This window comes from Micromonospora noduli (genome assembly GCF_003264365.1).
GTDB classification, from domain to species: domain Bacteria; phylum Actinomycetota; class Actinomycetes; order Mycobacteriales; family Micromonosporaceae; genus Micromonospora; species Micromonospora noduli.
On sequence record NZ_PYAK01000022.1, the window covers coordinates 84,024 to 101,709 of the forward strand.

Annotated in this window: 14 protein-coding genes; 6 read left to right on the forward strand and 8 right to left on the reverse strand. The window is 71.3% G+C overall.

The annotated features are described in order from the left end of the window. Positions 1-148 precede the first annotated feature (148 nt). Complete coding sequence (locus tag GUI43_RS18335; protein ID WP_112584964.1) at positions 149-571, forward strand: SRPBCC family protein; 423 nt, start codon at positions 149-151, stop codon at positions 569-571. On the opposite strand, the gene GUI43_RS18340 is transcribed toward GUI43_RS18335, so the two are convergent. Further along, positions 546-1,040 (reverse strand): GNAT family N-acetyltransferase, encoded by a 495-nt coding sequence (locus GUI43_RS18340; protein ID WP_112604263.1) that lies wholly within the window; start codon positions 1,038-1,040, stop codon positions 546-548. The genes GUI43_RS18335 and GUI43_RS18340 overlap by 26 nt on opposite strands. Before the next feature lie 97 nt (positions 1,041-1,137). Between GUI43_RS18340 and GUI43_RS18345 the strand changes: the two genes are divergently transcribed. Continuing rightward, positions 1,138-1,641 carry a DUF1990 domain-containing protein gene (locus GUI43_RS18345; RefSeq protein WP_181541825.1) on the forward strand — a complete coding sequence of 168 codons (504 nt, stop codon included), beginning with the start codon at positions 1,138-1,140 and terminating at the stop codon, positions 1,639-1,641. Between the two features lie 21 nt (positions 1,642-1,662). Here the strand turns inward: GUI43_RS18345 and GUI43_RS18350 are convergent, their stop codons facing one another. After that, positions 1,663-2,583: a DNA-3-methyladenine glycosylase family protein gene (locus tag GUI43_RS18350; protein WP_112584970.1), complete on the reverse strand. Its 921-nt coding sequence runs from the start codon at positions 2,581-2,583 to the stop codon at positions 1,663-1,665. Between the two features lie 506 nt (positions 2,584-3,089). Here GUI43_RS18350 and GUI43_RS18355 point away from each other — a divergent pair. Genes GUI43_RS18355 through GUI43_RS18370 form a run of 4 tightly spaced genes read left to right on the forward strand, consistent with a single transcriptional unit; the run spans position 3,090 to position 12,585 of the window. Further along, positions 3,090-4,952, forward strand: coding sequence for a stealth family protein (locus GUI43_RS18355; protein ID WP_112699343.1), 1,863 nt, complete (start codon positions 3,090-3,092; stop codon positions 4,950-4,952). A 25-nt stretch (positions 4,953-4,977) separates the two neighbouring features. After that, entirely contained in the window at positions 4,978-8,562 is a 3,585-nt protein-coding gene (locus GUI43_RS18360; protein WP_211326720.1) for a stealth family protein, read from the forward strand. Further along, positions 8,559-10,802: a glycosyltransferase family 4 protein gene (locus tag GUI43_RS18365; RefSeq protein ID WP_112699345.1), complete on the forward strand. Its 2,244-nt coding sequence runs from the start codon at positions 8,559-8,561 to the stop codon at positions 10,800-10,802. Before GUI43_RS18360 ends, GUI43_RS18365 begins: the two co-directional genes overlap by 4 nt. A gap of 25 nt (positions 10,803-10,827) precedes the next feature. Continuing rightward, entirely contained in the window at positions 10,828-12,585 is a 1,758-nt protein-coding gene (locus GUI43_RS18370; protein WP_211326721.1) for a stealth family protein, read from the forward strand. Positions 12,586-12,663: 78 nt separating this feature from the next. Here GUI43_RS18370 and GUI43_RS18375 read toward each other — a convergent pair whose 3' ends face one another. From GUI43_RS18375 to GUI43_RS18400, 6 genes are all read right to left on the reverse strand, one after another. Next, entirely contained in the window at positions 12,664-13,311 is a 648-nt protein-coding gene (locus tag GUI43_RS18375) for a hypothetical protein (protein ID WP_112584978.1), read from the reverse strand. Positions 13,312-13,515: 204 nt separating this feature from the next. After that, entirely contained in the window at positions 13,516-14,298 is a 783-nt protein-coding gene (locus tag GUI43_RS18380) for an anti-sigma factor family protein (protein ID WP_112584980.1), read from the reverse strand. Further along, a complete protein-coding gene (locus GUI43_RS18385) occupies positions 14,295-14,987 on the reverse strand; it encodes a sigma-70 family RNA polymerase sigma factor (RefSeq protein ID WP_091400696.1) in 693 nt (230 codons plus the stop codon). Before GUI43_RS18385 ends, GUI43_RS18380 begins: the two co-directional genes overlap by 4 nt. A 126-nt stretch (positions 14,988-15,113) precedes the next feature. Then, positions 15,114-15,971: a spermidine synthase gene (locus GUI43_RS18390; protein WP_112699346.1), complete on the reverse strand. Its 858-nt coding sequence runs from the start codon at positions 15,969-15,971 to the stop codon at positions 15,114-15,116. Between the two features lie 18 nt (positions 15,972-15,989). Continuing rightward, positions 15,990-16,949, reverse strand: coding sequence for a hypothetical protein (locus tag GUI43_RS18395; RefSeq protein ID WP_112699347.1), 960 nt, complete (start codon positions 16,947-16,949; stop codon positions 15,990-15,992). Beyond that, positions 16,946-17,686: SbcC/MukB-like Walker B domain-containing protein (locus GUI43_RS18400; protein WP_283016234.1), on the reverse strand; the 741-nt coding region annotated here is incomplete at its 5' end. The genes GUI43_RS18400 and GUI43_RS18395, both read right to left, overlap by 4 nt.

The window sequence follows — 17,686 nt, forward strand, 5'->3', positions numbered from 1 at the left end:
TGTGTGCGGCCGGGAACCACGGGTGCCAGACCCGGTCCGCTTCCACTGAGGAGGGACGGACGGGATCGAGCACCGGTGTCACAATTCTCCCGACGGCCTCGTCTGCACCCGTGGCGGTGCCGAGCGGCGCCGCCGGGGAGGGGACACCATGCGGTTCGAGGCCGACACCGAGATCGCCGCGGATGCCGAGCAGGTCTGGGCGGTGCTGGTCGACGTGCCCCGCTGGCCCGAGTGGACGGACTCGGTGACCCGGGCCGAGCGAGGGGAGCCGGGGCCGCTCGCCGTCGGCGCGACCGCCCGACTGACCCAGCCGAAGCTGCGGCCGGCGGTGTGGCGGGTCACCGAGCTGACCGAGCGGCGGGAGTTCGTCTGGGTCTCCGACGCGCCGGGTGTGCGGACCACGGCGGAGCACCGGCTGCTGCCGCTGCCCGACGGGCGTACCCGCGTCGAGTTGGCCTTCAGCCAGTCCGGCCCGCTGGCCGGCCTGATCGGCTGGCTGTACGGCGGGCTGTTCCGCCGCTACGTGCGAATGGAGGCCGACGGGCTCAGGCGTCGCTGCGAGCGGGGCTGACGGCCGGCTTCTCCAGCACGGCCAACGAGATGCCGTTCGGGTCCGGGCGGTGCGCCACGATCCGGTAGCCGTGCCGCTGGTACAGCCGCAGGTTGCGCGCGCTGTCCGCGCCGGTGAACAGGGTGAACCGGGCCGCCTGGCCGGCGCAGGCCCGCTCGATGGCGGTGAGCAGTTGCGCGCCGACACCCCGTCCCTGCTGGTCCGGGGCGACCGAGAGGCGGCCGACGTACGCGGTGTCCCCGTCCAGGTGGGCCCGCACCGAACCGACCAGACGGTGGCCCAACCTGGCGGCGAGCACGATGCTCGGGCCGGCCAGCACCGCCGCGACCTCGTCCAACGTCTCGGTCAGCGGAGGCAGGAAGGGATCGGTGTAGTGCTGCGCCTCGCTCAGGTACGCGGCCCGCTGCACGGTGAGTATCTCGCCGGCGTCCACGACACCGGCCGGGACGATGCTCGCCTCGGCGTTCATCGGGGCAGCACACCACAGCCGCCGTCGCCATCGACGGGCGGCCCGACCGCACCGGTCGTACCCTGACCCGTGTCCGGTCGAGGTCGAGGGGGCAACGGTGGCCGAGCTGACGTACCCGGAGGTGGGGTCGACCCGGCACGGGCCACTGCCCGGCGGGTACCACCACCTGCGCCACCGGTATCCGTTGCCGGGCGGCTGCTTCGAGACCGCCGCCGACGCGGTGCTGAGCTGGCGGCTGCACCGTGCCGCCGGCGTCCGGATTCGCACCGAAGCGCCGCGGGCCGTCGCCGGTGTGCTGGTGACCTCCGGCCTCGGGGTCGGTCCGGCCCGCCTCTGGGGGCCGTGCCAGGTGGTCTGGAGCGTGGACTCGCCCACGCTCGCCGGTTTCGGCTACGGCACCCTGCCCGGGCACCCGGAGCGAGGCGAGGAGGCGTTCGAGGTCGTCCGCGACGACACCGGCGCGGTCTGGTTCGAGGTCCGCGCGTTCAGCCTTCCGGACCGTTGGTTCACCCGCACCGGAGGGCCGGCGGTTCGGGCGGTGCAGCACGCGTACGCCTGGTGGCTCGGCCGTACCCTGCGTCGGCTCTGCGTCCGTCGCTGACCCCAGTGGCGCCGGCGAGACTCAGAACCGGGCGAACGAGCGGATCGGGGCGCGCGGGCCGTACTTCGGTGCCCGGATGCCGGCTGCCTCCAGCAGCAGACACACCCGGCCCCGGTGACCTCTGAACGGCTCCAGCAGGGCCATCATCCGGGCGTCGTCGCCCCTCGGTTCGCCGGCGAGCGCCCAGGCCACCGTGTTCGGGATGTGGTAGTCGCCGACGCTGACCGCGTCCGGGTCGCCGTACGCGATCCGGACCACCTCGGCGGCCGTCCACGGCCCGATGCCGGGGATCGCGGTCAGCCGGCGGGTGGCGTCGGTGGCGTCGGTGCTGCGCTCCAGGCGATCGGCGAGCGCGGCGGCGCGACGGAGCGTGTCGGCTCGGCGCTGCTCCACCCCGAAGGGGTGGAACACCCAGTACGGAGCCGCGGCCACGGAGGCTGCCTCGGGCGGCAGGAGCAGCGGCTGCAACGGGCCGGGAGCCGGCTCCCGGAAGTGCCGCACCATCGCCGCGTACGCCCGGTAGGCCTCCTTGCCGGTGACCTTCTGCTCGAAGACCGCGCGCAGCAGTCGGGGGAAGACCTCGCCGGTGGCGGGCATCCGGAGGCCCCGGTGCTCCCGGGCCAGCCGGGCGACCAGCGGGTGCGCCGCGGCCAGTTCGGTGAAGCCGGTCAGGTCGTCGCGTAGCCCGGCTATCGCGTCGGCGCGGGCGAGGACGTGCTCGGCGCCGGGCCCGTACCCCTCCGCGAGCAACTCGCCGCCAGCCGGTCGCAGCGCGAGCGTTGCCGGACCGTCCGGGGTGCGGGTGGCCCACCAGAAGGTGCCGGCCGCCACCCGGGCGCACGGGTCGTACGGGCTGAAGGTGAGCGCGCGGACCGACGCGGTCAGCCGGTAGCCGACCGGCGGGTGCAGCACCCTGGTAGCGGCGGGTCCGGTCTCGGTCACCCCGCTACTCTGCCAGGTCACGGTGGGGGCTGACGAGCGGGCCGTACCGGTCCCGCCTGCGGTTGAGGAGCTTCGCGAGGATACGTTCGGCCGACCGTCCCGGTGTCGTTGAACCACCCGAATGGCCAGGATTATCTTGGCAAACAGGTGCATACCGCCCTTATGTCACTTTAGGCGGTGGGCCAGGTATCGATCATGTGGTTGTTTGATGGCCTGCAGGTAAACGCACTGCCCCGGGCCACCTGCGGCGGCCAACAACTCCCACTCGTGGGAGAACGCGGTCCGGCCCGGAGACCGGTGTCCCGCCGACAGCCGCCACCAGGCGGCCGCGCGGCCGACGCTGGATCGCCACGCAGTGCCAACGGGGGATCTGTGGAAGGGCATGCAGTGATGGCTGCGCGAGTCTGTGTCGAATCATCGCGAGTGGGATCTCACCCCGCTACCCGTTCGCGGGGCTGACGGGTGCCCGCTGACAAGGCGGTCGTAGCGAGCGGACGGCCCAGCGCATGATCGCCCTGAAGGTCTATCGACTCCTGCCGTCGCCGGCACGGCGGCGGCTGCTGCGTCTGCTGCCCGCGCACCGGCGGATCGGCCTGGTTCAGACGCTCTCCCGCCCGCGCGGCGGCGACACAGTGCACCCCCTCGGCGCCCGGGTGGCGGTGACCGACGGTGGCGTTCGAACCCGGGCCGAGATCGTCGCCACGGCGACGCCGTTGGAACAGTGGCACCGCAACCTCACCGCCGTCACCACCGCGCTGCACGCCGCGGGCATCGAATACCACTGCATTCGTAACGACGACCACCTGCGCAGCACCGTCGCGGTCCTCGACGACCAGCGGCCGGCGGTACAACGCCTGATCCGCTCCGCGCCGGCGCTGTCCGGCGCGGACGTCCGGGTGGTGCAGGTCCGGCCCCGTCGGGACCAACCGGACGCCGCCCCGACCGAGGTGATCCAGGTCTGCTTCCCGGTCACCGATGCCCGCGCCGGTGTGGTCCTCGGCGCCCAGTTCGCGTGCGAGATCGAGTTCTGGAGCCGGCACGGGGACATGGTCCGCGCTCCCCGGCGCAACGGGGTCGTCGACGAGGCCCCTGCCCGGGCGCAGCCGGTCCGGGTGGCAGCGGCGCTGATGAGCCACTTCGTGCCCGAGGCCGACGACCACACCTACGGCACCCGCCGGGACCTGGCCGTCCGCGCGCCGGACCGGGTCGGCTTCCCGATCGACGCCGTCTACACCTGGGTGGACGGCTCCGACCCGCAGTGGCTGAAGCGGAAGTCGCTGGCGCTCGGCGCTCCGGACGGCCCGGTGCACGCGGTCGCCGCGAACTCGTCGCGCTACCACAACCGCGACGAGCTGCGGTACTCGTTGCGGTCGTTGCACAGCTTCGCGCCCTGGCTACGGCGGATCTTCCTGATCACCGACAGCCAACTGCCGAGCTGGCTCGACCCGAGCCATCCGATGATCACGGTCATCTCGCACGCCGAACTCTTCGCCGACCTCGGCGGCCGGTCGTCGTACAACTCGCACGCCATCGAGTCCCGCCTGCACCGCATCGACGGACTGGCCGAACACTTCCTCTACCTCAACGACGACGTGTTCCTCGGTCGCCCGCTGCTGCCGAACCACTTCTTCCACGCCAACGGGATCGCGAAGTTCTTCCCCTCGCCGGCCCAGTTCGGTCTTGGGGAGGCGAAGCCGGAGGACCCGCCGGTGAAGGCCGCCGGAAAGAACAACCGTCGGCACATCCAACGGCAGTTCGGCGTGACCATCACGCAGAAGATGAAGCACACCCCGTTCGCGCTGCGCCGCAGCATCATGCAGCAGATCGAGGGCATGCTGCCGGACGAGGTGACCGCCACCGCGCGGCACCGGTTCCGGCACCACGGCGACCTGTCCATCCCGTCGTCGCTGCACCAGTACTGGGCGTTCCTGACCGCGCAGGCCGTCCCCGGCGACATCGAGTACGAGTACGCCGACCTGGGTCACCCCTCGACCCCGGCCCGGCTGGCCGAGCTGCTGGCCCGCCGGCACCGTGACGTGTTCTGCCTCAACGACACCGACTCCGACCCTCGGTCGTTCGCCGAGCAGGAGCGGATGCTGGCCGACTTCCTGCCGCGCTACCTGCCCTTCCCCGCCCCGTTCGAGCTGCCGGACGACGTGGTGGCGGAGCGGCGGAAAGTGGGCGCGGGGGAGCTGTGGAGGCGCTCGTACCGTCCGGTGCCGGATGCCCGTCGGGGCACCCCGGTCGACGCGCCCACAATGCCCAACAACATGCTCAACACGGTCACCGACTTCAAGGCCGTCCTCGGCTTAAGAGAGCAACCGGGCCGGCGACGATCCGATCCGTCTGGGGAGCGCCATGACATCTGACCGCCGTCCGCGGTCCATGGCGGTCATGGCCCACCAGGACGACGATCTCTACTTCCTGAACCCGCTACTCGCCAGCCAGCTGCGACACAGCGCGACACACCTGACGGTCTGCCTGACCTCTGGCGAGGCGGATGGACGTAACGCCCCCGGTGGGTCGGCGGCACACGCCGCGCTGCCGGTGGACTTCGAGGGCTTCGCCGCCGCGCGGTTCAACGGGCTCCGCTCGGCGTACGGCGAGATGGTTCTCGGTGACCGGGACGCCAAGTGGCACCGTGCGGCGATCACCCTGGGCTCGACGGCCGAGGCGGACCTTTCGACGCTGGTCGACGCGCCGTGGATCCGGTTGATGTCGCTGAACCTCTGGTGTGCGCCGCCCCCCGGCTCGCCGGTCGGAGCTGGGTCGCTGCCACAGTTGTGGACCGGCGAAGCCACTGTCACGCCCACCATGGTCCCGCTGGGTTCGCCGGTCTCCGGTACCTTCGCCTACTCTCGGGAGGACCTGATCGAGGCGCTGCTGCACCTGCTGCGCGACGTCGAGCCGACGCTGTTGTGGACGATGGACCCGGATCCCGATCGTCAACTGCACGACAAGGCGAACCCACAGCACGCCGACACCGGTAATTACTCCGACCACCTCTCCCACACCATCACCGGGCTGTTCGCACACGAGGCGGCCCAACGATGGTTCGCTGAGGGCGGTGGCAGCGCCACGATCGTCGAGGCGTTCCGCGGCTACTACGTCCGACGGTGGCCGTCCAACCTCAGCCCTGAGGCGCGGGCACTCAAGCAGCGATACAAGGACACCTACGGGTGGGCCGACGGTCGCCCCGCCGACGGACCCGTCGGCCACGGTGACCGCAAGGTCGGCGGCGATGCGATCGGCACCGGGAACGCCTCCGGAACCACGTTGCGCTATCCCGGCTCGCGGACCTGGGCGGTACCGGGCCCGAACGGTGAGTTGTCGGCCTTCGCCGTGCGTGGCGGCCAGGTGGTTCACTGGCAGCAGGCCGGCTCGGGCGCGTTCACCCCGAGCCGGGTGGTTCCCGGCAGCAGGCTCCTGCCGTACGTCGCCGCGTTGGCCACCCCGAGCGGCGGCTGGCGGCTCTTCGCGGTGCGGCAAGAACTCACGGCAGTGCCCGATCGGCACGTCCGTGACATCTGGACAACCGTATTGCCCGGCGACGGCGACGCCAGCGTTCGCTGGGAGTCGCTCGGCAACCCCGCCGGGCGACATGCCCCGTCGGATCGACGGAACATCGGCATGCCGCACGCTGTCTCCCTGTCTGACGGGGGTGTCCTGTTGCTGGCCCGGAACGCCGGCAAGGGACTGAGCGCCCGGCTGTACGACGGGACGTCCTGGACGCAGTGGCAGGACCTCGGTGGCCGGGACATCCAGGACGGCCTGGCTGCTGTGACGTTGAACGACCACCACGTGGAGGTGCTGGCCGCCGGGCGCACTGGAATCGGACGTTGGCTGGTCTCCGTGCCGGACCTCAGCGCCGAGTACGCCCGGCTGGAGACCGAGGCGCCGGCAGGCCCGCCTGCCGTGACGCGGCTGCCCGACGGCGAGCGACTACTTCTGTTCCGGCGACGGGACTCGGCGTCCGTGCTGTCGTACCGTACGCGCGGCGGCGGCCGGGACTGGGACCTGTCGACGGCCGCTGACCTCGGTGGTCACGGCGGTCCCGGCCCGCTGACCGCTCGGTTCGTGTCCGAAGCGGGCGCGGTCCTGCTGGCGGTCCGAGACGACGCGTCCGGCTCCAGCGTCGCGTGGCTGGACCCGGCCGGGTCGACGCCCTGCCGCTGGCTCCGCGAGTCAACGCCGATTACTGGTGGCCACGCGGTGCAGGTCGACGCGTCCGGCTGCGCCGTCCTCCTGGCCGTGTCGACATCCGGCGCGCTCCTCGCCTCGCGACCGGACCAATTCGGATCGTCCTTGAACCCCGATGAAGGAAGTGCCGTGAACAACACGCCGGTGGTACCGCAGCGCGCGGGCGCGCCATCCCGGGCTGCCGACGCGGCCAGGTCCGCGCCGGTGGGGAGCGCCGGGCCAGACCTCCCCGCGCTTCGCGAGGTCCTGGTCGACGGTGGACGTCGTACCGCGCACGTGCGCGCCGACCTGACTCCGATCCTGGGGCGTCGGCTGAACGTCGACGCGGTGAGCGGCGCGCTGGACGAGCACGGGGTGGACTACTTCCTTGTCCGCGGCATGGACGACCGGACGCCGGTGATCGGCGTCAGTGAGGTTGACCGGCTTGCCGCGTTGAGCGCCCTGGAGAAGTTGGGCGGGGTCGAGACCTGCTACGTGAGCCAGGTTCTGCCCCGGCCGCCGATCGTCGGCGGCCTCACGGACGCGTCGGAGGCGCCGGCCTGGACCGAGCTGTACGCCGCTCAGGCGATCAAGCTGACCTGGTTCCGCGCCGACCCGACCCTCAAGCTGATCCTGGGCCCGGCGTACGGCTGCGAGATCGAGTTCTGGAAACCCGACCGGGCCGCCGGGCTGCTCCGTTCGCCCCGTCCCAACCGGATGATGCGGGCGGTGGCACTGGATGGCACGCCCGTGCAGGTGGACGAGCATCGGCTGACCCGCCTCGCCTCTCCGGCGAAATGGCACCCGCCCCGGCGTAGCCGCGCGGAGTTCGACCGCCTGCTCCCGGACGACATCGACTTTCCCATCGACGTGGTCTACACCTGGGTGGACGGCGCGGACCCCCAGTGGCAGCAACGTCGTGCGGGCGTCCGTGGTGAGTCGCTGCACGCCGAGGCGGCGAGTGAGTCGCGGTACATCAACCGCGACGAGTTGAAGTTCTCGTTGCGATCGCTACACCTGAACGCCCCGTGGGTCCGCAACATCTACATCGTGACCGACCACCAGCGTCCGGCCTGGCTGGACCTCAGCGCCGGCAACATCTTCCTTGTCAACCACGACGAGATCTTCGCGGCCCCGGACGCCCTGCCGACCTTCAACTCGTGCGCCATCGAGAGTCAGCTGCACCGCATCGATGGGCTCGCCGAGCACTTCTTGTACCTCAACGACGACATGTTCTTCGGTCGCCCCCTGGCACCGCAGACGTTCTTCCTGGCCAACGGCAACACCAAGTTCTTCCTGTCGCAGAACCGGATCCCGCTCGGCGAGAAAACCGAGCTGGACAGCCCGGTGGACGCAATGATCAAGAACAATCGGGCCCTGATCGAGAAGCGGTTCGGCCGTACCCTCACCCAGGGCTCCCAGCATGTGCCCTATCCGTTGCGGCGCAGCATCCTCGCGGAGATCGAGCGCGAGTTTCCGGTCGAGCACGAGGCCACCATGCGCAGTCGGTTCCGCAGTGCCGACGACCTGACCATCACGTACTCGCTGCACCACTACTACGCGTTCCTGACCGGCCGCGCGCTGCCCGGGCGCGTCAACTACGGCTACGTCCAACTCGCGGTACCCGACCTCGAAGCGCGGCTGCGGCGAGCGGAGGCACGGCGGGACTGGGACACCTTCTGCATCAACGACGCCTACTCGACGTTCGCCCAACTGCAACACCAGATGACCATCCTCGAGCCGTTCATGGAGGCGTACTTCCCGGTCCCGAGCCCCTACGAACTGAGGATCTCCGGGTGAAGTTCGCCTTCCTGATCCACAACATGTACGGCGTTGGTGGCACCAATCGGGCCGTGCTGAACCTGGCCACCGCCCTGATCGGCCGGGGGCACGGCGTGGAGATCGTCTCCGTGTTCCGCCGCACCGACGAGCCGATGTTCGCCATCGACGACCGGATCGCGCTCGTCCCGCTCCTCGACACCCGACCTGGGCGTCCCGACCGGGCCGATCCCCGGCTCCGGGAGCCGTCCCTGCTGGTGCCGAAGAGCGAGGAGTTCCACACCCAGTACAGCCGGTTGACCGACGAACGGATGATCGACTATCTGCGCTCGACCGGGGCCGACGTGATTGTGGGTACCCGGCCCGGCATCAACATGGTGGTGGCACGGCACGGCCCCGACCACGCGGTCCGCGTGGCGCAGGAGCACATGACGCAGGATCTGATCGACGACGTGCTGAAGGAGGAGATCCGGCTCTCGTACGACCGGATCGACCTGGCCTTCACAGTGACCGAGGCTGACGCCGCCGCCTTCCGATCGGGCAATCCGGTGCCACACACCCGCGTCGTGGCACTGCCGAACAGCGTTCCCCAGCCCACAGTGCCGCTGGCCGACGGGACCAACCGGATCGTGGTCAGTGCGGGGCGGCTCGACCCGATCAAGCGCTATGACCGGCTCATCGCCGCCTTCGCGCGGGCATCCGGCGATCATCCGAGCTGGAAACTGCGGATCTACGGAGATGGCCCGCAACGCCCCGCGCTGGTCGCACAGATCCGCGAGTTGGGGATGTCCGACCAGGTCCAACTGATGGGCCGGCGAGAGGACATGTCCACGGAGTGGGTCAAGGGCTCGATCGCGGCGGTCTCCTCGGAGCGAGAATCGTTCGGCATGACCATCGTGGAGGCGATGCGGCTCGGCCTGCCGGTCGTCAGCACCGACTGCCCGGTCGGACCCCGCGAGATCATCCAGCACGGGGTCGATGGTCTGCTGGTCCCGATGGACGACATCGACGCGTACGCCTCGGCGTTGCGGACGCTGATGCACGACGACGATCTCCGGGCCGGCCTGGCCCGGCAGGCGTTGGCGAACGCGGCGCGGTTCGACCCGGATACGCTCGCCGACTCCTTCGCCCGACAGTGTGACGCCGTGCTGGTCGAGCGAGGCCCGGCGCTCGGGCGGCCCGAGAGGGCCGCCCGAGCGGGCAAGGGGCCGCGCACCGGTCGTTCGGTGCTGGCTCGTAGCGGTGAACTGGTTCGGGAACCCGATCTGGTCCGCCTGTTGGGCGATCCGGTCCTTCGCGGGATCGCGGGCAGTGACCTGGCCCGCCGGGCGAGCCTGGGCGCACTGGTGCGCCTCTCCCGCATTCGGCAGGCCCGCGCCACTTCCGCCCGATTGCAGAAGGCGATCCGGCGGCGGGCCGCCGCACCAGCCGCCGGGCCGACAGTGGACTGTCAGGTGCTGCCGGACCACGGCCTCAGCCTGAGTATCGATGCACCGGACCTCGCTGCGGGCGCGCACCTGTTGCTGCGCGACCGGGACAACGGGCACAAGGTGCGGGTGCCACTGGAAGCGCAGGACGACGGGGGGCGCCAGGTGGCGGTGCTGCCCGCCGACGCGTTGCCGGAGGGCCGCTGGAACGCGTACCTGCAGCCGCTGACGGGGGCGCGCCTCCGACTGTGCCCGGCCCGGATCGACACGCGGGTACTCGCCGGCGGTCACCGACCGGCGGATGATCCGGCCGGTGTGCACGTGGTCCGTTCGCACCTGCCGTACCGCACGGCGGACGGCTTTCTGGCGGTGCGGAGCTGGGTCCGGGCAGAGCACGCCGAGGTGCGGCGGATCGCGCTCAGCGGTGAGCGGGTGTCGATTGAGGCCGTCTGGTGCGGATCCGGCATTCCCGAGCAGGCAGTGCTCCACCGACGGGGTCACCACGAGTGCGCGGTGTCCGTGCCGGTGGTACGGACCCGCAGCGGTCACCTGCGTATCGACGTGGCTGTAGACGAGTTGGCCGCACATCGACTGGGCCGATACGAGGACTGGGATCTGTGGCTGCGGCAGGTCGGCACGGACCGTGAGGTCCGGTTGGGTCTGCTCGTCGACGACATCGTCGACAAGAAACTCGTCTACAACTACCCGGAGATCTACCTGGTGGACGATCCGGGGCTGGATCTCGTGGAGGAGGACCCTGCACCACTGCTGCGGGTCCGCCCGTACTACACCCGCGACAGCGAACTGTCGATCGTCGTCGTCGATCGCCCATGAGCACGGACACAAGGAGAAACGAGCGGTGACCGAGTCGAAGCCCACGCCGGGGGAGCCAGCCCGGGCGCTGGCCGAACCCACCGGGTTCGTGGAGGTGTACCGCCGGGTGCTGAGCCCGCAGACCCGGCGTGCCATCGCGACGAAGGTGAGCCCCCGGGCCCGGCACCAGCTGAAGCAGTGGGTCGCCCGGGCCGCGCGCGACGGTCACCTCTCCGAGCGCCGGGGCGAACGGCTGGCCCGCCGCCAGCCGGAGTTGCTGGCCGGCGCGGACCGGGTGGTCGTCACCGCCGACCGGGGACCCCGGGTGGCCCGGATCGGGGCGGTCACCCCCCTGATGGCACGGCTGGACAATCTCACCGCGGTGACGGCGGCGCTCGACGAGGCCGGCGTACCCCACTTCCGGGTACGCGGCGAAATCCACCGCTCGTCGGTGGTCGCCGTCGACGCCGCGCACCGCGTGCGGGCGTACGCCGCACTCGCCGCCGCCTGCGGTCGGGTCCCCGGTTACGTCGGCGTGCCGGACGGTACCGGGCAGCCGGCCGCCGGCTTCGAACCGAAGTCCTGGGACCGGCTGGCCGACGCCCCGGTGGTGCGGCTGACCTGGTACTGGACCGACCCCCAGCGGCGGTTGGTGCTGGGGCAGGCGTACGGGTGCGACGTCGAGTTCTGGACCCGGGAGGGTGACACGCTTGTCGCGCCGCGACCCAACGCCGTCGCCGAACAGGTGACGGTGGCGGCGCCGCTGGTCCTCGTACCGGAGTCGCGGTTCACCGGCCTGGCGCCCGCCGCCGCGCCCGCGACCGCCTGGACCCGTCCGGAGTTCGCCGCACCGCGCCCGGACGATGTGCCGTTCCCGGTCGACGTGGTCTACACCTGGGTCGACGGCGCCGACCCGGTCTGGCTACGCCGACGGGCAGAGGTGGCCGGGGTGCCGTACCACGCGGAGGCGGCGAGCGCGGCCCGCTTCCTCAGCCGCGACGAGCTGCGCTACTCGCTCCGGTCGCTGCACATGTTCGCGCCCTGGGTGCGACATGTCTACGTGGTGACCGACGACCAGGTGCCCACCTGGCTTGACCCGTCCGCCACCGGGCTGCGGGTGGTCAGCCATCGGGAGATCTTCACCGACCCGACGGTGCTGCCGACGTACAACTCGCACGCGATCGAGAGTCAGCTGCACCACATCGACGGGCTCTCCGAGCACTTCCTGTACTTCAACGATGACGTCTTCCTCGGCACCGAGGTGCTGCCCCAGGACTTCTTCCTGGCCAACGGCATCTCCCGGTTCTTTCCCTCGCCGGCCCTGGTGCCGCCGGGCCCACCCGCCGCCGGGGACATCCCGTCGTCGGCGGCCGGGAAGAACAACCGGGCGTTGATCGCGGAGCGGTTCGGCACCGTGCTGACCCAGAAGATGAAGCACATGCCGCACGCGCTGCGGCGGAGCGTGCTCCAGGAGATCGAGCAGACGTTCCCGCAGCAGTACCGGCGGACCGCGGCGAGTCAGTTCCGCAGCATGGACGACCTGTCGGTCGCCTCGTCGCTGCACCACTACTACGCGTTCCACACCGGTCGCGCGGCACCGGGGAACCTGCGCTACACCATCGCCGAGCTGTCCCACCCGGACACACCCGCCCGGTTGGCGCACCTGCTCGCCCGTCGGGATCGGCAGGTGTTCTGCCTGAACGACGCGTTCTCCGTCGAGGAGGACCTCGACAAGCAGTTGGCGCTGCTCATTCCGTTCCTGGAAACGTACTTCCCGGTGCCGAGCCCGTGGGAACGGACCTGACCCACCCCGAACACGACGGTGGCCGGTCGCGCCCTCCCCGGCGACGACCGACCACCGTGCCCTCATGGGCGACCAGGCTCAGTACGAGTAGCCCGAGCCGCCAGCGTCGTTCGAGCCGCTGTCCGCCGGCGGTGCGACAGCCTTCGGCGTGCCCTTGGGCAGGCAGCTCAGGTTCTTCTTGCCGTCTGGCTGGACCACGAACCAGGTTCCACCGACAGCCTGGCCCTTCCACTGGCCGGGCTTCTTGTCACCGATGTAGCGGTAGACCGGCCAGCCGCCGACGGTGAGCTGACGGGTGCCGTCCTGCCGGGTCACGCTGCCGACCTTGTCGTCGGAGACGCCGGTGAGCTCCGGGTTGCCGTCGGTCAGTGCCGGGGGCCACACCTCGGCGCACTTGTCGACGCAGTTCGACGACGGCGGGTCGGCGGTGTCCTTGTCGAAGCGGTACAGGATCCAGCCGTCCTGGTCGGTGACCACCTTGCCCATCCGGGCGACACTCTTACCGACCAACTTGTCGGTCAGGTCGACGTCCGCGGGCGGGGCGTCGGCGGCGGGCGCCTCCGGGGAGGCCGAGGCCTCAGGTTCAACCGTCGCGGTGGGCTCGGCCGCGGCGACGGCGACCGGCTCGGCCGCGCTCGAGTTCGCCCCGTCGTAACCCGCGGGAGCGCAGGCCGTTAGTGCGACCATCGCGCTCGCGACGATGACGGTCCGCTTCATCTGTGCCACGTGCCCTCCTCATTCTTGACAGTTCACCCATAGGTACGGCGTGCGGGCTGTCAAGGTTGAAGTAGTAACAGTGGTCAATTTCACGTAAACCGATTGAACCGTTTTCCGCCTCCATGCGTACGCCCCCGCGAGGGGCCCCTTCGCGCAACGACAGATCGGCGCCGGTCATTGTGGCAATGACCGGCGCCGATGCGGTAACCGCGCTTACATGGGTACGGTGACCAGCGGACTCGCCACGCCGTTGGCATCCACCGACTGCACCTGGAGCTGCTTGATGTCCTTCGGCAGAGCCGACGTCGAGGCGCTGAGTTCGAGACCCTGCGGCCGGGTGTTGGTGCCATAACCGCCATCCGGCACCGACCAGGTCGAGATGACCTCGGTGGTGGCGTTCTTGCGCACCACCACCAGTCGGCAGATGCGTGGGCCGGGCAGCTTCCGCAGGCTGAAATTGATCCGGGTGCCGTAATCCTTCGTCACCAGGAACATGGTGGTCTGCACACCGGTGGTCGGGTCGGTCGCCTCGACCTGATCACCCTCCACCTCGGTGCCGCCCACACCCGGGCCGCTCGGCGCGGCCGTCGGCACGCTCGTCGGCGGGTCGTTGGGCGCGCTCGGCGTCGACTCGGCGAGCACCCCCGGCGGTTGATCGTTGCCGGTCACGCTGACGAAGCCGTACCCGCTCAGACCGCCGAAGACCACCACCGCGGCGGCCGTCGCGAGCATGTGACGAAACCGGGTACGCCGCCGGTCGGCCCGGACCGCGCCGAGCGTCCGGTCCAGCAGGGCCGGGTCGGTCGCCGTCTGTTCCAGCGCCATCATCGTCTCGCCGTCGATGTCGGAGAGCAGCCCGACGACCGGCACCATCGTCTCCAACTCGGCCGCGCACGCCCAGCAGGTGGCGAGATGCTCCTCGAACCGCTCAGTGTCCTGCTCGTCGAGCACACCGAGCGCGTACGCCGCGACGTCCATATGGTCCGGCCGGCTCATTCTGTCACCCCCCGCTCCTGCAGAGCCGTGCGCAGCGCGCGCAGCGCGTAATAGACCCTCGACTTGGCGGTGCCGAGCGGCAGGCCCAACTCCTCGGCGGCCTCCGGCACCGTCCGCCCCCGGAAGTACGTCGAGATCAGGATCTCCCGGTGCGACTGACTGAGCGTACGCAGCGCGTCCGCCACCGTCATGGTCCGCAGCACCCGGTCGGTGCTGTCCGCCTCGGCGAACGCGGTGAGGTCCCGGTCGTACGTCTCCGGCGGCCGGGCCTCCTGGCTGCGGTGCTCGTCGATGGCGATGCGGCGGGCCACAGTGACCAACCACGGCCGCAGCGAACCCTGCCCCTGGGTGCCCAGGCGGTGCGCGTTGCGCCAGGCCCGCAGCAGCGTCTCCTGGACGATGTCCTCCGCGCGCTGCCGGTCCCCCCCGGTGAGACGCATGACGAACATCAGCAACGGGCCGGCGTGCTCGGCATAGAGCTGACGGATCAACTGGTCGGAGTGGCTGGCCTCGGTCGTCGTCGCCTGATGGCGCCCGGGCGCCGGTCGCGGCGTCACCGGACCATTCTGGCGAGGCGTCGCCCGCGCGTCGACCCCCCGGGCAGACGAGGTTGACCGTGACGAGGGTCGCGCCGACAACCAGTCAGCGCGTACCGCGTCGCCATGCCAACCGGCCGCCACCGCGTGCATGCAGACCTCCGGGATGTTCCGTGACCAACACCGGCCCACGAGGTGGGCCGCCCGGTGGTACGCAGCGCCGGCCTCAGCGGATCAACAAACGACGAAAAAACTTCCCCGCCGCCGTCGAATGGACGGTCAGCGGCGCACCGAGAACAGCCCCGGCGGTGGCGGATCGGAGCCGGTGGCGTCGGCGTCCCGCACCACCTGCGCGCCACCGACGAAGCGGTCCAGGTCGTCGCCGGCCACCACCCGGCCGGGGAACCAGTCGCCGGCAGCGCGTCTGGTCAGCTCCGGCACCGGCGGTGTGGACCGCCCGGCGACCAGCACCAGATTCCCGTACCGGCGCCCACGCAGCACCGCCGCGTCCCCGATCAGGCAGGCCTGCGGCAGCACCGAACGGACCGTGGCGACCTGCCCTCGGGCGTGCCGCAGCGGCGGGCCGTCGGCGAGGTTCGCCAGGTACCAACCGGCGGGGCGGAGCACCCGGGCCACCTCGGCCGTGTACTCCACGGACGTGAGGTGGGCTGGCGTACGCGCACCGGCGAACACGTCGGCGACCACCACGTCGTAGCTGGCCTCCCGACTGGACGCCAGCACCGCCCGGGCGTCCTCCACCCGGACCCGCAACCGGGCATCGGACGGCCACGGCAACGCCCGACGGACCAGCTCCACCAGCGCACCGTCCACCTCGGACACCCGCTGGGTCGACCCGGGTCGGGTGGCGGAGACGTACCGGGGCAGGGTCAGCGCGCCGCCACCCAGATGCAGCACCCGCAGCGGCTCACCGGCCGGTGCGCTCAGATCCACGGCGGCGGCCAACCGCCGCACGTACTCGAACTCGAGGTGGGTGGGGTCGGTCAGGTCGACGTGCGACTGCGGCGCGCCGTCCAGCAGCAGCGTCCACGAGCCGGCCCGGTCCGGGGCCGGGACGAGCTCCGCCAGCCCGGTGTCCACCTGCTCGACCACCCGGTCACCCGTCCGTTTACGCCCCACCGGAACCAGTATCCGCGCTCATCGGGCGGCGCGGGCCGCGGCGGTCAGCGCGCGGTGCAGCAGCCGGGAATCGCCGAGCAGGGCCCGCAGTCGGCGCTCCAGGCCAGCGATCGGGATCAGGTTCTGCGGGGCCCGAGGATCCTTGTACGGGGTGGAGGCGAAGCGGGGCAGGGTCACCAGCGACAGGTCGGCCAGCTCGATCGCCGCCTCGACGGGCAGGTCGGCGGAGCACTCCACCCGAACGATGCCCGCCCACGGCGCGCCGATCGCCACCGGCAGCCGCAAATACCACGACCAACCACCCCAGGCGGTGCCGAGCCGGAACACCGGGGAGCGCTCACCCGAGGCCATACTCGTCACCACAGCGGTCAGCCGGGCATCCAGGTACTGACTGTGCTGCGTCTTGATGTAGCCCAGGGTGCGCGGCAACTGCCGACGACTGCGCAGCGGGCCGTCCACCACCAACAGGTCACCGTCGACCCGGGCGGCGTCGGACACCGCCACCTCCAACGCGGTCAGCGGGCCCTGCACGGCGGCCGGCAACTTCGCCAGCTCACCGGTGCCACCCACCCGGTGCACCGGGTAACGGATCGCGCCCGCCACCACATCCTGCGCCGACGGGCTCGCGGTGAACAGGCCCCGACCAACCCGGGTACCCGCCAACTGCGCCGCACCCCGCCCCAGGTCACACCGGACCACCCCGGCGGCGTACGAGGCGGCCAACCCGGGGAACGACAGGCCGTCGGTCTCCGCCGTCCAGATGCTCGCGTCGATGCGGCGAACCCCGTCGACCAGCAACACCACGTCGGGCGCCCGCACCCCGGGGCGTACCCCGATCGCCCGCCAGTCCACGGCGGGCAACTCCACATCCGCGTCGACCTGGGCGCTGCTCGGCGCGGCCGGCCCGGCGGCGGACGCCTCGAACGACGCCCCGTACGCCGGATCCCACGAATCCACGAAGAACGCGGCGTCGCTCACCGGCCCGTCCGCTCCACGCGCGCGGACCGGGCATCCTTGCGCACCTCGAAGCGGACCGGAATCCGCTCGGCCAGCGCGGGCACGTGGGTGACCACGCCGACCATCCGATCGCCCCGGGCCGCCAGGTTTTCCAGGGTCGCCGCCACCGTGTCCAGGGTGGCGGCGTCGAGCGTGCCGAAACCCTCGTCCAGGACGATCGACTCCAGGCTCGCCGCCGTGGTGGACATCCCGGCCAACTGCTCGGAGAGCGCCAACGCCAGCGCCAGCGACGCCTGGAACGTCTCACCGCCGGAGAGGGTGCGCACGCCGCGACGCAGCCCCGCGTCGTGGTGGTCGACCACCACGAACTCGCCCTTGTCGTGCACCAGCTCGTACTGCCCGGAGGACAACTCGCGCAGGATCCCCGACGCGCCGTCGACCAGCAGGTCCAACGCCTCGGCCAGCAACCACCGCTCGAAGTTGTTGGCCCGCAGGTGCCCGGCGAGCGCGCGCGCCACCTGCGCCTCCCGCTCGTGCCCCGCCCGCTGCTCGCGCAACGTCCCGGCCTGCTCGCGACGCTCGTGCAGCCGCCGCCGGTCGGCGTCGGCCCGCTCCACAGCCACTGTCGCCGCGTGCACCGGGTCGTCCCCGACCGGCACGTCGGCGGCCGCGAAGATGCCAGCGATGGCCCGCTGCACCCCGTCGGCCAGCGACTCGGCCTCCGCCACGGCGGCGGCCCGACCGGCCCGCTCGGCGCG

What these genes read in the sequence shown, in the direction of transcription:
- GUI43_RS18335 (WP_112584964.1), top strand. Translation starts at nt 149, where the DNA reads ATGCGGTTCGAGGCCGACACCGAGATCGCCGCGGATGCCGAGCAGGTC.
- GUI43_RS18340 (WP_112604263.1), bottom strand. Translation starts at nt 1,040, where the DNA reads ATGAACGCCGAGGCGAGCATCGTCCCGGCCGGTGTCGTGGACGCCGGC.
- GUI43_RS18355 (WP_112699343.1), top strand. Translation starts at nt 3,090, where the DNA reads ATGATCGCCCTGAAGGTCTATCGACTCCTGCCGTCGCCGGCACGGCGG.
- GUI43_RS18360 (WP_211326720.1), top strand. Translation starts at nt 4,978, where the DNA reads ATGGCCCACCAGGACGACGATCTCTACTTCCTGAACCCGCTACTCGCC.
- GUI43_RS18380 (WP_112584980.1), bottom strand. Translation starts at nt 14,298, where the DNA reads ATGAGCCGGCCGGACCATATGGACGTCGCGGCGTACGCGCTCGGTGTG.
- GUI43_RS18385 (WP_091400696.1), bottom strand. Translation starts at nt 14,987, where the DNA reads ATGCACGCGGTGGCGGCCGGTTGGCATGGCGACGCGGTACGCGCTGAC.